Genomic DNA, 14054 nt, shown 5'->3' on the forward strand with positions numbered 1-14054 from the left:
CCGCTTATGAGTGCCCTGCCTTCCCGCTCCCCGCTGGGCCTGGTCGCCGGTGCCCTGCTGCTCCTGCTCGGCCTGGCCTATCCCTTCGCCGTCTATTTCGGCCTGCAGGCCCTCTCGCCACGGCTATTCGCCGCCGGTCTCGGTGCCCTTTGGGGGCTACGGCTGCTGCAACCCGGCCTCAATGGCCTGCAGCGCAGTACCGCCCTGGTCGCCCTGGGTTTCTGCCTGTTGCTGGCGCTGAGCGATGCCGCCGTGCTCTTGCGCTGGTATCCGGTGCTGCTCAGCCTGTTCCTGCTAGCGCTGTTCGGCCTGAGTCTGCTGCGTGGCCAGCCGGTGATCGAGCGGCTGGCACGGCTGCGCGAACCCGAGCTGCCGCCGCGGGCGGTGCGCTATACCCGCCGGGTGACCCAGGTCTGGTGCCTGTTTTTCCTGCTCAATGCCGCGACCGCCGCGGCCCTGGCGCTCTGGGCGCCGCTGGCCTGGTGGACGCTCTATACCGGCGTGATCGCCTACGGCCTGATGGGCCTATTGTTCGCCGGTGAATGGCTGATCCGCCAGCGCGTGCGGAGGCAGCCATGAACGTCACGCCCCTGGCCGATCTGCTAGGCCCCGCGAGCCCATTAAGCGCCGCCCTGCAACAGCGCGCCCTGCGCCTGGCAGCGGCTTTCCAGGCGGCTGGACTCCAGCGCCTGGCCCTGCATCTCGACGACGCCGAGGATCTGGCCTGCGCCCTGCTCGGCGCCTGGCGCGCCGGGATCGAGGTGATCCTGCCGGCCGACGATCAATCCGCCACCCGCGCTCGGCTCACCCCGACCCTCGACGCCTGGCTGGACGACCTCGAAGGCTGGACGGCTGCCGAACCCCTGACGCCCGCCCTACTCGATCTGCAGGCGCCGCTGCTGACCCTGAGCACCTCGGGCTCCAGCGGTGAACCCAAACTGATCGCCAAGCAGCTGTTCCAGCTGGCCAACGAGGTGGCGGCCCTGGAGCGGTTGTGGGGTGAATCCCTCGGCGACGCCACTATCCTCGGCAGCGTCTCCACCCAACATATCTACGGCCTGCTGTTCCGCGTGCTCTGGCCGCTCTGCGCCGGTCGGCCCTTCGCCCGCCAGGCGCTGCCCTTCACTGAGGAGCTGCAACGGGAGACCGCCGCCCTGCTGCGCGAAGGCCGGCGGGCGGTATGGATCAGCAGTCCGGCGCTGCTCAAGCGCCTCGGCGAGAATCTCGACGACGCCATTCTCGGCCAGGTGGTGCGGGTGTTTTCCTCCGGTGGGGTGCTGCCGGAAGCGGCGGCTTCGGCTTGCCAGGCGCGCTTTGGCAGCTACCCCACCGAGGTCTATGGCAGCTCCGAAACCGGCGGCATCGCCTGGCGCCAAGGCCCCCAGCCCTGGCAAGCCTTCGCCGGCATCGAACTGGGCCAGGATCAGGAGGGTGCCCTCTGGCTGACCTCGCCCTATCTGCCTCAGGGTCTGCGCGAGCAGACCATGGATGGCGTGCGCCTGCTGGGTGACGGCCGCTTCGAGTTGCTCGGGCGCCTGGATCGCATCGTCAAGCTGGAAGAAAAGCGCATCGCCCTGCCGGCCCTGGAAGAACGCCTGCTGGGCCACCCGGCTATCGCCGACGTGCGCCTGGGTGTGGTGCACCAGGGTCGCGCCCTGCTCGGCGCCCTGGTGGCCCTGAGCGAGAGCGGCCTGCATCAGCTGCGCAACGGCGGTCGCCGCGCCCTGGTGGCCGAGCTGCGCGAACACCTGGTCGGCCATTGCGAGGCCATCGCCCTGCCCCGCCGCTGGCGCCTGCTGCTGGCGCTGCCCTACAGCGCCCAGGGCAAGCTGGCCCAGGCCGAGGTGGAGCGCCTGCTGGCCCAGCCAAGGCCGGTGGATATCGAGCCGCTGAGCGTCGAGCGCACGGCAGACGGCTGGCGCCTGGAGTTAACGGTCGCCCCGGACCTGGCGTTCTTTTCCGGCCATTTCCCCACGGCGCCGGTAGTGCCCGGAGTGGTACAGGTCGGCTGGGCCCAGCGCCTGGCCCGCCAGCACCTGGAGCTACCCGCTGACTTCGCCGGTCTGGAGGTGCTCAAGTTCCAGCAGTTGCTGCGGCCGGGTGATCGGGTGACCCTGACCTTCCACTTCGATGCCGCTCGCAGCAAGCTGCACTTCGCCTTTCGCCGCGGCGAGGCGGCCTGTTCGTCCGGGCGCATTCTGCTCAAGGAGAACACGCCATGAGCTTTCGGGCCTGCGCGGTGATCCCGGTGTTCGACCACGAACATGCCCTGCCACTGGTGGTGCAGGCTCTGCGTCAACGCGCCCTGCCCTGCGTGCTGGTGGACGATGCCTCCGGCCCCGCCTGCGCCCAGGTGATGGACGAGCTGGCGACCCAACCCGACATCCATCTGCTGCGCCTGCCGGTCAACCAGGGCAAGGGCGGCGCGGTGATGGCGGGGCTCGCCGAGGCGCAGCGACTGGGCTTCACCCACGCCCTGCAGGTGGACGCCGACGGCCAGCACGATCTCGCCGACGTCGCCGCCTTCCTGGCCGAGGCCCAGGCCCATCCCGAGGCGCTGATCTGCGGCTATCCGCGTTTCGACGACTCGGTACCCAAGGGCCGGCTCTATGCCCGTTACCTCACCCACGTCTGGGTCTGGATCAATAGTCTGTCGCTCAAGATCCGCGACAGCATGTGCGGCTTTCGCGTCTATCCCCTGGCGCCGACCCTGGCGGTGATCCGCGCGGGTGGCCTGGGCAAGCGCATGGATTTCGACCCGGAGATCCTGGTACGCCTGGCCTGGCGCGACCAGCCCATGCGCTGGCGCCCGACCCGAGTGCACTACCCGCTGGATGGCCGCTCGCACTTTCGCCTCTGGCAGGACAACGTACTGATCTCGCGCATGCATACCCGGCTGTTCTTCGGCATGCTGGTGCGCGCGCCGCGCCTGCTCTGGCGGCGGATGCGCGGGTGAGCGGTCACTGGGCGCAGCAACGCGAGCGCGGCAGCCCCGTGCTGATGCGTCTCACCGCCTGGTTGGCGCGGCACCTGGGCCGCCGCGCCATTGCCCCGCTGCTGCGGCTGATCGTGCTGTACTTCTTCCTGTTCGGCGGTCGTGCTCGCCGCGGCATCCTGGAGTACCAACAGCGTCTGGCCGCCTGGAGCGGACGCCCCGAGCCGGGTCCGAGCTGGCGCAGCGGCTACGCCCAGTTCATGGCCTTCGCCGAAGCCCTGCTGGACAAGCTCGACGCCTGGAATGGCCGCCTCGGCCTGGATCAGGTGCAATTGCATGACGACGATCAGGTCCATGCGCGGATGAACGCTCCCCGTGGCGAGATCCTGGTCACCGCCCACCTGGGCAATCTGGAGGTCTGTCGTGCCCTGGCCCAGTTGGGGCGGAGGGTCCGGCTCAATGTGCTGGTCCACACCCGTCACGCCGAGGCCTTCAATCGCCTGCTGGAAGAAGCCGGCGCCAACGACCTGCGGCTGATCCAGGTCAGCGAATTGGACCCGGCGGTCATGCTGCAACTGAGCGAACGCCTGGAGCGCGGCGAATGGCTGGCCATCGCCGGTGACCGGGTGCCGCTGCACGGCGGACGCACCGTGGAAGTGGATTTCCTCGGCGCCCCGGCGCCCTTCCCCCAAGGGCCCTGGCTGCTGGCGCACCTGCTGCGCTGCCCGACCAACCTGCTGTTCTGCCTGCGCGAGGACGACGGCTATCACGTCTACCTGGAAGACTTCGCCCCTATTCCCGCCTGGCGCCGCCAGGAACGCGCCGCCGGCATCCAGGGCCTGGCCCAGGCCTATGCCGAGCGCCTTGCCGCCTATTGCCTGAAGGCGCCGCGGCAGTGGTTCAACTTCTATCCGTTCTGGAGTCGCCATGAACGCTAAGGTAGTTTTCGGCAGCACCACCCTCGCCCTCGAAGACCTGGTGGCCCTGGCCGAAGGCCGCGCCGAGGCCGCCTTGCAGGAAGATCCCGCCTTCCGCGACGGCATCGCCCGCGGCGCACTCTTCGTCGATTCGCTGCTGGCCCGCGAAGGCTCGGTCTATGGCATCACCACCGGCTACGGCGATTCCTGCGTGGTCGCCGTGCCCCTCGCCCAGGTCGAGGCGCTGCCGCGCCAGCTCTACACCTTCCATGGCTGCGGCCTGGGTCGGCACCTGGACGCGGCGGCAACGCGCGCGGTGCTGGCCGCGCGGCTGCAGTCGCTGTGCCAGGGCGTCTCCGGGGTGCGCGTCGAATTGCTGGAGCGACTCACCGCCTTCCTGCGCGAAGACATCCTGCCGCTGATCCCCGAGGAAGGCTCGGTGGGCGCCAGCGGCGATCTCACCCCGCTGTCCTACGTCGCCGCCGCGCTCTGCGGTGAGCGCCAGGTGCTCTGGCGCAACGAGGTACGGGAGGCGGCCGACGTCCATGCCGAGCTGGGCTGGACGCCCCTGGTGCTCCGGCCCAAGGAAGCCCTGGCCTTGATGAACGGCACCGCGGTGATGACTGGCCTGGCCTGCCTGGCCTTCGCCCGCGCCGAGTATCTGTTGCACTTGGCCACCCGCATCACCGCCCTCAACGTGGTGGCCCTGGCCGGCAATCCCGAGCACTTCGACCAGCGCCTGTTCGCCGCCAAGCCCCATCCGGGCCAGGGCCAGGTGGCCGCCTGGCTGAGGACCGATCTCGCCGCCGAAGGTCCCGCGGCACCGTTGCACCGCTTGCAGGACCGCTATTCGCTGCGTTGCGCGCCCCATGTGCTGGGGGTGCTGGCCGACAGCCTGCCCTGGCTGCGCCAATTCATCGAGACCGAACTCAACAGCGCCAACGATAATCCGCTGATTGACGCCGAGGACGAGCGGGTGCTGCACGGCGGCCACTTCTATGGCGGCCACATCGCCTGCGCCATGGACAGTCTCAAGACCCTGGTGGCCAATGTCGCCGATCTGCTCGACCGCCAGCTCGCCCTGCTGGTGGATGCGCGCTACAACCACGGCCTGCCGGGCAACCTTTCCGGGGCGCCGGCCGAACGGGCCATGCTCAACCACGGCTTCAAGGCGGTGCAGATCGGCGCCAGCGCCTGGACCGCCGAAGCGCTCAAGGGCACCCTGCCGGCCAGCGTCTTCTCCCGCTCCACCGAATGCCACAACCAGGACAAGGTCAGCATGGGCACCATCGCCGCTCGCGACGCCCTGCGCGTGCTGGAACTCACAGAGCAGGTGGCCGCCGCCGCCCTGCTGGCGGCGCAACAGGGTGTCTGGCTCAGGTGCCAGCAGGGCGTGGAACCGCCCGCGCCCCTGGCCGCCATGCACCGGGAGTTGGCCGAGACCTTCCCTCCCTTGTTCGAGGATCGTGCCCTGGAGGCCGAATTGCGCCAGGCCCTGGGCCTGATCCGCGCCCGCCACTGGAGGCTCTATGCGTAAGACCGGTGCCCTGCAGGTCGAGGTGGAGATCGACATCCCCTTCTTCGACGTCGACATGATGGAGATCGTCTGGCACGGCCATTATGTGAAGTACCTGGAGGTGGCGCGCTGCGCCCTGCTCGACCGTCTCCAGCACAACTACCTGCAGATGCGCGATTCCGGCTATGGCTGGCCGGTGATCGACCTGCAGATCCGCTACATCCGCCCGCTGCTGTTCCAACAGCGCATTCGCGTGCGGGTCGACCTGGTGGAATGGGAGAACCGCCTCAAGCTCCATTACCTGATCACCGATGCCGCCACCGGCGAACGCCTGACCCGCGCCAGCACCGTGCAGGTCGCCGTGGACATGGCCAGCCGCGAGATGCAGCTGGCCTCGCCCAAGGTGTTCGTCGAGGCGGTGGAGAGGGCTCTGGCATGCGCCGACTGATCGCTCTGTTGCTGCTCCTGGCCGCGCCCCTGGCCCAGGCCTTCGACCTCGACGACCTGGCCACCCAGCTGGCGCGGCCGGCGGTGGTCGAGGGTAGCTTCGTCCAGCAGCGCTATCTGCGCGCCCTGCCGCAGCCGCTCACCAGCAGCGGCCACTTCACCCTGGCGCGTGGCCTGGGCCTGCTCTGGCGGCTGGAAAAGCCCCTGGCGCAGACCTATCGCATCACCCCCGGCGCCATCGCCAAGCAGACGCCGTCCGGCTGGACGCCGCTGCCCGGCAGCGACCTGGCCGCCCGCCAGAGCGCCCTGTTCCTCGCCGTGCTCGGCGGTGATCGCAGCGGCCTGGAACGCGACTTCGAGCTGGCCCTGAGCGGTGACGCCAGTCACTGGCAGCTACGCCTGACCCCGCGCGGCGCCCTGCTCAAGCAGGTGTTCGACGGCATCCTCATCCAGGGCGGTGCCCTGGTGGAGCAGGTGGAGATCCGCGAGACCCAGGGCGATCGCAGCCTGCTCAAACTGGACGGCCAGGCCAGCGACGCCCTCTCCGCCGACCAGCGCGCGGCCTTCCAGTGATCCGCCTGCAGCGCCCCTTCCTGCTGTTCCTCCTGGCCCTGCTGGCGCTCAGCGCCTGGCAGTGGCGGCACGGTCCGCCGGTGGCCGCCGATCTGCTGGCGCTCCTGCCCCAGGGCGCCGGTGATGCCCTCACCCAGCAGGCCGAGGCGCGCATGGCCGAGCCGCTCAATCGCGAGGTGCTCTTGCTGGTCGGTCATCCGCAACGCGAGCGGGTGGCGTCGCTGGCCGAGCGGCTGGGCCAGGCCTGGTCCCGGGAACCGCTGTTCGAAAAGGTACAATGGCAGCTCACGCCCGACCTGCCCGGCTTGCGCCAGCAACTCCTGGCCAGTCGCCTGGCGCTGCCATTGGGTCCGGCGCGCGACGAATTGATCAAGACGCCCGACGGCTATCTGCAGGCCCGCGCCGCCGCCCTCTTCGATCCCTTCGCCGGGGCCGGCGCCCTGCCCCTGGAGCAGGATTGGTTCGGCCTTGGCCTGCTCTTGCAGCGCCAGCTCACCCCGGCCAGCAAGGTCGACTTCGACGCTGGCAGCGGCCTCTTGCTGACCCAGGGCGACGGCCTGACCTGGGCGCTGATCCGCGCCCGCACCCGCGCCGATGCCTTCGATTTCGACGCCCCGCCGCGAGTGGAGGCCCTGATCGAGAGCGCCCGCCGTGAGGTGGTGGCCGACGGTGGTCAGTTGCTCGCCGCCAGTGGTCTGAGATACGCCGCCAATGGCCAGGCCACCGCCAGCCGCGAGATGTCGCTGATCGGTGGGTTCGCCACCCTGGGCACCCTGGCCCTGCTGCTGGGGCTGTTCCGCCGCTGGCGGGTACTGCTCAGCCTCCTGGCGGTGGGCGTGGCCCTCCTGGCTGGCAGCGCGGCCTGCGTGCTCTTGTTCGGCCAGATCAACGCCCTCACCCTGATCCTCGGTGCCAGCCTTACCGGGGTGGCCGCCGACTATCCGCTGCACTATCTCAGTAAGAGCTGGAAGGGCGGCCCCTGGGACGCCGAGGCCATCCTGCGCGAGACGCTGCCGGGGCTGTCCCTGAGCCTGGCCACCAATCTGCTGGGCTATATGGCGCTGGCCTGCACGCCCTTTCCGGCGCTGACCCAGGTGGCGGTATTTTCCGCCGCCGGCCTGATCGGCGCCTATCTCACCACCGTCTGCCTGTTGCCGGCCTGGTGGCAACGCCTGGACCTGGCGCCGCCGGCCGCGCCGCTACGCGTCATGCAGCGCCTGCTGGGCCTGCGCCTGCGGCTGCTGGCCCGCACCGGCAGCCTGCCGCTGCTCTTGGCGCTGCTAGCCTTTTGCGCCGCCGGCCTCTGGCAGCTGCACACCCAGAACGACCTGCGCCTCTGGCTCGGCCAAGACCCGGCGCTGACCCGCGAAGCCCAGGCCATCGCCCGCCTCACCGGCTTGCAACCCACCAGCCAGTTCTTCCTGGTGCGCGGCGCCAATGCCGACGAGGTGCTGCAACGCCAGAGCGCCCTGGGCCAGCGCCTGGAGGGATTGGTCGAGGAGGGTCAGCTACAGGGCTATCGCGCCCTGAGCGGCCTGGTCGCCCCCGCTGCCGCCCAGGCGGAACTGCGCCAGGCCCTGGCCGGCTGGGACGAGCGCCTGCAACCGCTGCTGGCCGTCGGCCTTCCCGCCGAGGCCTTGCAGGCGGAGCTGAAACAACTGCAACAACTGCCCGACGTGACGCTCGACCAGGCCCTGGCCGGCCCCCTGGGCGAACCCTGGCGCCCGCTCTGGCTGGGCCGGACGGCCGACGGCGGCGCCGCGGGCCTGGTCAGTCTGCAAGGCCTGGGTAACGCCCAGGTGCTGCAACAGGTGGCTGACGGTCTGCCCGGCGTGCAACTGGTGGACCGCCTGGGCGAATTGCGCGGGCTGTTCGTCCATACCCAGCGCCTGGCGGTGGAACTCAAGCTCTTGGCCTCGGGCGCCATCTTCCTGCTCTTGCTCTGGGCCTTCGGTCGTCGCGCGGCGCTGCGCATCGTCTGCCTGCCGCTGCTGGCCGCCTTGGCCGCCCTGGCCTGCCTGGGTTGGCTGGGCCAGCCGCTGACCCTGTTCAGCCTGTTCGCCCTGCTGCTGATCACCGCCATCGGCGTGGACTACGCCATCCTCATGCACGAGGCCATCGGCGGCCCGGCGGTGAGTCTGCTCGGTGGCCTGCTGTCGGGCGTCGGCAGTTGGCTATCCTTCGGTCTGCTGATGCTCAGTAGTACCCCGGCCATCGCCAACTTCGGCCTGGCCATCAGCCTGGGCCTGGTGTTCAGCTTCCTGCTGGCGCCCTGGGCCTCGCCCCCTGTTTCCCACGAAAAGGAATTTCGCCATGGTTGAACATCATCCCCTGGTCGTCATCGGGGCCGGCCCAGCCGGTGCCGTGGTCGCCGCCATGCTCAAGCGTCGCGGTCATGCGGTGCTGGTGCTGGAGGCCCAGCATTTCCCGCGCTTCTCCATTGGCGAGAGCCTGCTGTCCCACAGCCTGGACTTCGTCGAGGAAGCCGGAATGCTGCCGGCCGTCGAAGCGGCGGGGTTCCAGACCAAGGTCGGCGCGGCCTTCGCCTGGGGCGAGCGCTATACCGACTTCGACTTCCGCGACACCTACAGTGGCGGGCGCAGTACCTTCCAGGTCCAGCGCGGTCCCTTCGACAAGATCCTCGCCGACGATGCCGCACGCCAGGGCGTGGAAATCCGCTATGGCCAGCGGGTGACCGCCGTGACCCTCGGGGAAGACGGCGCCAAGACCCAGCTCGACATCCTGGGCGACGACGGCCATGCCTATCGCCTCAGCACCGACTTCCTGCTCGACGCCAGCGGCTATGGCCGGGTCCTGCCGCGGCTGCTGGACCTGGAGGCACCGTCCAACTTCCCCGTGCGCCGCGCGCTCTTCACCCACGTCGAAGACCGCATCGACGATCCCGGCTTCGATCGCGAACGCATCCTCATCACCACCCACCCGACCCTGCGCGACGTCTGGTTCTGGACCATTCCCTTCAGCGATGGCCGCACCTCGGTCGGGGTGGTCGCCGCCGCCGAGCGTTATGCCGGACGCGCCCTTGATCTCGCCACCTGTCTGCGCGACTGGGTGGCCGAGACCCCGAGCCTGGCCCGGGTGCTGCACAATGCGGTCTGGGATACCCCGGTGCGCGAGCTGGGCGGCTACGCGGCCAACGTCAAGCGCCTGCACGGCCCCGGTTTCGCCCTGCTGGGCAATGCCGCCGAGTTTCTCGATCCGGTGTTCTCCTCGGGCGTCACCATCGCCCTGCGCTCGGCCAGTCTGGCCGCACCGCTGGTGGATCGCCAGTTGCGCGGCGAGCCGGTGGACTGGGAAGCCGAATTCGCCCGGCCGCTCAAGGCGGGCGTCGATACGTTCCGCGCCTATGTGGAGGGCTGGTACGATGGCAGCTTCCAGGACGTCATCTATTTCGAGCACGCCCAGCCCGAGATCCGCAGCATGATCTGCGCCATCCTCGCCGGCTACGCCTGGGACGTTCGCAACCCCTTCGTCAAGGAACCCAAGCGGCGCCTGCGCCTGCTCGTGGAGCTTTGCCAGCTGAATTCGGCCCATCCTGCATGACCTTGCTCCGTCCGCTCCTCTTCGCGCTGGCCTGCCTGCTGCTCGCCGCCTGCGCCAGCCAGCCGCCGCTGCCCAGCAGCCCGCCGCCACTGGCGCATGCCCTCGTCTACCAGGTGGAACGCCAGACCGCCGAGGGCAGCGACGCCCTGCTGCTGGCGATCCAGCCGGAGGGCGCGGCCCTGCGCTTTTCCCTGTTCGATCCCCTGGGCGTGCCCCAGGCGCGCCAGCGGCTGATCGACGGCGCCTGGCACGCCGACGGCCTGCTGCCACCCAATCCCCAGGCGCGCACCTTCTTCAGCGTGCTGCTGTTCGCCCTGACCCCAACCGACCAGTTGCCACGAGCCTATGCTGCGGGTGACTGGCAGCAGGCCGCCGACGGCAGCCGTACCCTCAAGGCCTGGCAGGTACGCTATCCCGCCGCCGATCGCCTGGAACTGGGCGCGCCGGAGCAGCCGAGCTACCGCCTGACCCTGCTACCGGAGTCCGCCCCTTGAGCGCCTATCTCAACGCTCTGGGGCTGCTTTGTGCCCTGGGCCGGGGCAAGGCCGAGGTCGCCCGCGGCCTGTTCGCCGGCGACAGCTCCGGCATGCGACCCACCCCCGGCTGGATTCCCGAACGCCAGCCACCAGTGGGCACCGTCACCGCCGCCCTGCCGGCCTGGCCAGCGGCCTGGGCGCCCTTCTTCAGCCGCAACAACCAGCTCTTGCTGGCGGCCCTGACCGAAATCGAGCCCCAGGTGCGCCAGGCCATCGAGCGCCACGGCCCCGCCCGTATCGGCGTGGTGCTGGGCACCAGCACCTCGGGCATCCACGAGGCCAGCCAAGGCATCGCCGTGCACCAGCGCAGCGGGCAACTGCCCGAGGGCTATCAATACGCCCAGCAGGAACTGGTGGCGCCCGCCGATTTCCTCGCCCGCTACCTGGGCTTGAGCGGCCCCTGCTACGGCCTTTCCACTGCCTGCACCAGCAGCGCCCGCGCCCTGCTCAGCGCCCGTCGGCTGCTGGTCCAGGGCCATTGCGATGCGGTGCTCTGCGGCGGCGTGGACAGCCTCTGCGGCCTGACCCTGAACGGCTTCGCCGCTCTGGAAGCGGTCAGCGAGACGCTGTGCAATCCCTTCTCGGTCAATCGCTGCGGCATCAATATCGGCGAGGGCGCGGCGCTGTTCCTGCTGACCCGCGAGCCAGGCCCCATCGCCCTGCTCGGCGGCGGCGCCAGTTCCGATGCCCACCACATCTCGGCTCCCGATCCCAGCGGTCGCGGCGCCATCCAGGCCATGCAGGCGGCCCTGCGCGCCAGTGGCCTGCAACCGGGCGACATCGGCTATCTCAACCTGCACGGCACCGCCACCCCGCACAACGACGCCATGGAAAGCCAGGCGACCCACCAAGTGTTTCCCGCCGGGGTGCCCTGCTCCTCGACCAAGCCGCTGACCGGCCACACCCTCGGCGCCGCCGGAGCGCTGGAAGTCGCCTTCGCCTGGCTGACCCTGGACCCGGTCCTCAACCCCGCGGGCCATTTGCCGCCGCAACGCTGGGATGGCCAGCCCGACCCGGCCCTGCCGCGCCTGGCGCTGACCGCGGGCGACAGCCGCCTGGACGGCCGCCGCCACGCCATGAGCAATAGCTTCGCCTTTGGCGGCAGCAACGTCAGCCTCATCCTCGGAGCCACGCCATGATCCCCTGGACCCTCGCCGAGCTGGTGCCCCACGCCGGCGACATGCTGCTGATCGACGAGATCCTCGCCTGTGACGAGGGCGGCATCGAGACCCGCCTGGTGGTACGCCCCGGCCTGTTCACCGATACCGACGGCGCCCTGCCGGCCTGGATCGGCGTGGAGCTGATGGCCCAGAGCGTGGCCGCCTTCGCCGGCTGCCAGGCGCGTCGCCGCGGCGAATCACCGGCGCTGGGCTTCCTGCTCGGCACCCGCCAGTTCGCCTGCGACGTGCCAGCCTTCCCCGCCGGCGCCGAATTGCGCATCCGCGCCCAGTCGGCGCTGGAAAACGAGGATGGCATGGCCATCTTCGACTGCCAGCTGCAGGGCCCTGGCTGCCAGGCCAGCGCCCGCTTGAACGTCTATCGTCCGCCCCAGGCGGATCTGTACCTAGAGGAACCCGCGCCATGAGCGTTGCCCCCGCCCCGGTCCTGGTGACCGGCTCCAGCCGCGGCCTGGGCCGCGCCATCGCCCTGCGCCTGGCCGCCGCCGGCCATGACCTGGTGCTGCACTGCCGCAGCCGCCGCGAGGAAGCCGAGGCGGTGCGCGCCGAGGTCGAGGCCCTGGGTCGCAGCGCCCGGGTGCTGCAATTCGACGTCGGCGACCGCGCCGCCTGCGCCGCCATCCTGGAGGCCGACACCGAGGCCCACGGCGGCTACTACGGGGTGGTCTGCAACGCCGGCCTGACCCGCGACGGCGCCTTTCCGGCGCTGACCGGCGAAGACTGGGATATTGTCCTGCGCACCAACCTCGACGGCTTCTACAACGTGCTGCACCCGGTGGTCATGCCGATGATCCGCCGCCGCGCGCCGGGGCGTATCGTCTGCATCACTTCGGTCTCCGGGCTGATCGGCAATCGCGGCCAGGTCAACTACAGCGCCTCCAAGGCCGGCCTCATCGGCGCCGCCAAGGCCCTGGCGGTGGAGCTGGCCAAGCGCAAGATCACCGTCAACTGCGTCGCCCCGGGGCTGATCGACACCGAGATCCTCGACGAGCACGTGCCAGTAGAGAAGATCCTCGAGATGATCCCCGCCGGGCGTATGGGCACCCCCGAGGAAGTGGCCCACGCCGTGGCCTTCCTGCTCGCCCCCGAGGCCGGCTACATCACCCGCCAGGTGCTGGCGGTCAACGGAGGGCTGTGCTGATGAGCGGTCGCCGCGTCGTGATCACCGGAATGGCCGGCGTCACCGCCCTGGGCAGTGACTGGCCGACCATCCGCGCTAACTTCCTCGCCGGCCGGAGCGGTATCCGCCGCATGGACGCCTGGGATCGCTACACCGAGATGAACACCCGCCTGGGCGGGCCCATCGTCGACTTCCAGGTGCCGGGCCACTGGACCCGCAAGCAACTGCGCAGCATGGGTCGCGTCTCCCAGCTGGCGGTAGCCGCCGCCGAGTGCGCCCTGGCCGATGCCGGGCTGCTGGATGACCCGAGCATCGCCGACGGTCGCATGGGCGTGGCCTGTGGCTCCTCCACCGGCAGTACCGACGACATCAAGGCGCTGGCCAACATGCTGCTCAGCGACGCCGCGGTGGGCCTCAACGCCAACACCTATGTGCGCATGATGCCGCACACCGCCGCCGCCAACCTGAGTCTGTTCTTCGGCCTCAAGGGCCGCTTGATTCCCACCTCCAGCGCCTGCACCAGCGGCAGCCAGGGCATCGGCTATGCCTACGAGGCCATCAAGTTCGGGCGCCTGCCGCTGATGCTGGCCGGCGGCGCTGAAGAACTCTGCCCCAGCGAGGCCATGGTCTTCGACACCCTCTATGCCACCAGCCTGCGCAACGACGCGCCCCACACCTCGCCACGGCCCTACGACCGCAGTCGCGACGGCCTGGTGATCGGCGAAGGCGCCGGCATCCTGGTACTGGAAGAACTGGAGCACGCCCTGGCCCGTGGCGCGCACATCCACGCCGAGATCGTCGGCTTCGGCAGCAACGCCGACGGCCAGCATTCCACCCGCCCCGAGCAGGCCACCATGCAGCGCGCCATGGAGCTGGCCCTGGAAGACGCCGGGCTGACCCCGGACGCCATCGGCTACGTCAACGGCCACGGCACCGCCACCGAACAGGGCGACATCGCCGAAACTCGCGCCACCCAGGCGCTGTTCGGCGAGCGGATGCCCATCAGCTCGCAGAAGAGCTACCTGGGCCACACCCTCGGCGCCTGTGGCGCCCTGGAGTCCTGGTTCAGCATCGCCATGATGAACGAAGAACTGTTCGTGCCCACTCTCAACCTCGATGAACTGGACCCCCAGTGTGGCGAACTGGACTATCTGCGCGGCGGGCCGCGGGCACTGCGCACCGACCACGTGATGAACAACAATTTCGCCTTCGGCGGGGTGAACACCTCGCTGATCTTCCGCCGCTGGTCCTGATGCCCCTTGCCCGAGGTA

The 14054-nt window shown here is 69.9% G+C and carries 14 protein-coding genes; all 14 read left to right on the forward strand.

Annotation, left to right across the window (positions count from 1 at the left end):
• Positions 1 to 6: 6 nt before the first annotated feature.
• The 14 genes from CCZ28_RS12905 to CCZ28_RS12970 are packed head-to-tail and all read left to right on the forward strand — an operon-like array spanning position 7 to position 14036.
• On the forward strand, positions 7 to 579 hold the full coding sequence (locus CCZ28_RS12905) for a hypothetical protein (RefSeq protein ID WP_140218601.1): 573 nt from the start codon (positions 7 to 9) through the stop codon (positions 577 to 579).
• Positions 576 to 2222, forward strand: a complete 1647-nt coding sequence (locus CCZ28_RS12910; protein WP_140218603.1) for an AMP-binding protein — start codon at positions 576 to 578, stop codon at positions 2220 to 2222. The genes CCZ28_RS12905 and CCZ28_RS12910 overlap by 4 nt, the downstream gene beginning before the upstream one ends.
• On the forward strand, positions 2219 to 2956 hold the full coding sequence (locus CCZ28_RS12915; protein ID WP_140218605.1) for a glycosyltransferase family 2 protein: 738 nt from the start codon (positions 2219 to 2221) through the stop codon (positions 2954 to 2956). Before CCZ28_RS12910 ends, CCZ28_RS12915 begins: the two co-directional genes overlap by 4 nt.
• On the forward strand, positions 2935 to 3873 hold the full coding sequence (locus CCZ28_RS12920) for an LpxL/LpxP family acyltransferase (protein ID WP_437179220.1): 939 nt from the start codon (positions 2935 to 2937) through the stop codon (positions 3871 to 3873). Before CCZ28_RS12915 ends, CCZ28_RS12920 begins: the two co-directional genes overlap by 22 nt.
• Positions 3863 to 5389 carry an HAL/PAL/TAL family ammonia-lyase gene (locus tag CCZ28_RS12925; RefSeq protein ID WP_140218609.1) on the forward strand — a complete coding sequence of 509 codons (1527 nt, stop codon included), beginning with the start codon at positions 3863 to 3865 and terminating at the stop codon, positions 5387 to 5389. Before CCZ28_RS12920 ends, CCZ28_RS12925 begins: the two co-directional genes overlap by 11 nt.
• Complete coding sequence (locus tag CCZ28_RS12930) at positions 5382 to 5816, forward strand: acyl-CoA thioesterase (RefSeq protein ID WP_140218610.1); 435 nt, start codon at positions 5382 to 5384, stop codon at positions 5814 to 5816. The genes CCZ28_RS12925 and CCZ28_RS12930 overlap by 8 nt, the downstream gene beginning before the upstream one ends.
• The gene (locus CCZ28_RS12935; protein WP_140218612.1) at positions 5804 to 6388 is read left to right on the forward strand and encodes an outer membrane lipoprotein carrier protein LolA; all 585 of its coding nucleotides are present in this window, start codon (positions 5804 to 5806) and stop codon (positions 6386 to 6388) included. Before CCZ28_RS12930 ends, CCZ28_RS12935 begins: the two co-directional genes overlap by 13 nt.
• A complete protein-coding gene (locus tag CCZ28_RS12940; protein WP_140218614.1) occupies positions 6385 to 8709 on the forward strand; it encodes an MMPL family transporter in 2325 nt (774 codons plus the stop codon). Before CCZ28_RS12935 ends, CCZ28_RS12940 begins: the two co-directional genes overlap by 4 nt.
• Complete coding sequence (locus tag CCZ28_RS12945; RefSeq protein ID WP_140218616.1) at positions 8702 to 9949, forward strand: NAD(P)/FAD-dependent oxidoreductase; 1248 nt, start codon at positions 8702 to 8704, stop codon at positions 9947 to 9949. The genes CCZ28_RS12940 and CCZ28_RS12945 overlap by 8 nt, the downstream gene beginning before the upstream one ends.
• The gene (locus CCZ28_RS12950) at positions 9946 to 10443 is read left to right on the forward strand and encodes a hypothetical protein (RefSeq protein WP_140218618.1); all 498 of its coding nucleotides are present in this window, start codon (positions 9946 to 9948) and stop codon (positions 10441 to 10443) included. The genes CCZ28_RS12945 and CCZ28_RS12950 overlap by 4 nt, the downstream gene beginning before the upstream one ends.
• Positions 10440 to 11624 (forward strand): beta-ketoacyl-[acyl-carrier-protein] synthase family protein, encoded by a 1185-nt coding sequence (locus CCZ28_RS12955; RefSeq protein WP_140218620.1) that lies wholly within the window; start codon positions 10440 to 10442, stop codon positions 11622 to 11624. Before CCZ28_RS12950 ends, CCZ28_RS12955 begins: the two co-directional genes overlap by 4 nt.
• Positions 11621 to 12070: an ApeP family dehydratase gene (locus CCZ28_RS12960; protein WP_140218622.1), complete on the forward strand. Its 450-nt coding sequence runs from the start codon at positions 11621 to 11623 to the stop codon at positions 12068 to 12070. Before CCZ28_RS12955 ends, CCZ28_RS12960 begins: the two co-directional genes overlap by 4 nt.
• Positions 12067 to 12804, forward strand: a complete 738-nt coding sequence (gene fabG / locus CCZ28_RS12965; protein WP_140218624.1) for a 3-oxoacyl-ACP reductase FabG — start codon at positions 12067 to 12069, stop codon at positions 12802 to 12804. The genes CCZ28_RS12960 and fabG overlap by 4 nt, the downstream gene beginning before the upstream one ends.
• Positions 12804 to 14036 (forward strand): beta-ketoacyl-ACP synthase, encoded by a 1233-nt coding sequence (locus tag CCZ28_RS12970; RefSeq protein WP_140218626.1) that lies wholly within the window; start codon positions 12804 to 12806, stop codon positions 14034 to 14036. The genes fabG and CCZ28_RS12970 overlap by 1 nt, the downstream gene beginning before the upstream one ends.
• Positions 14037 to 14054 lie beyond the last annotated feature (18 nt).

Origin of the sequence: Pseudomonas oryzihabitans (genome assembly GCF_006384975.1) — a bacterium.
Lineage (GTDB): Bacteria > Pseudomonadota > Gammaproteobacteria > Pseudomonadales > Pseudomonadaceae > Chryseomonas > Chryseomonas psychrotolerans_B.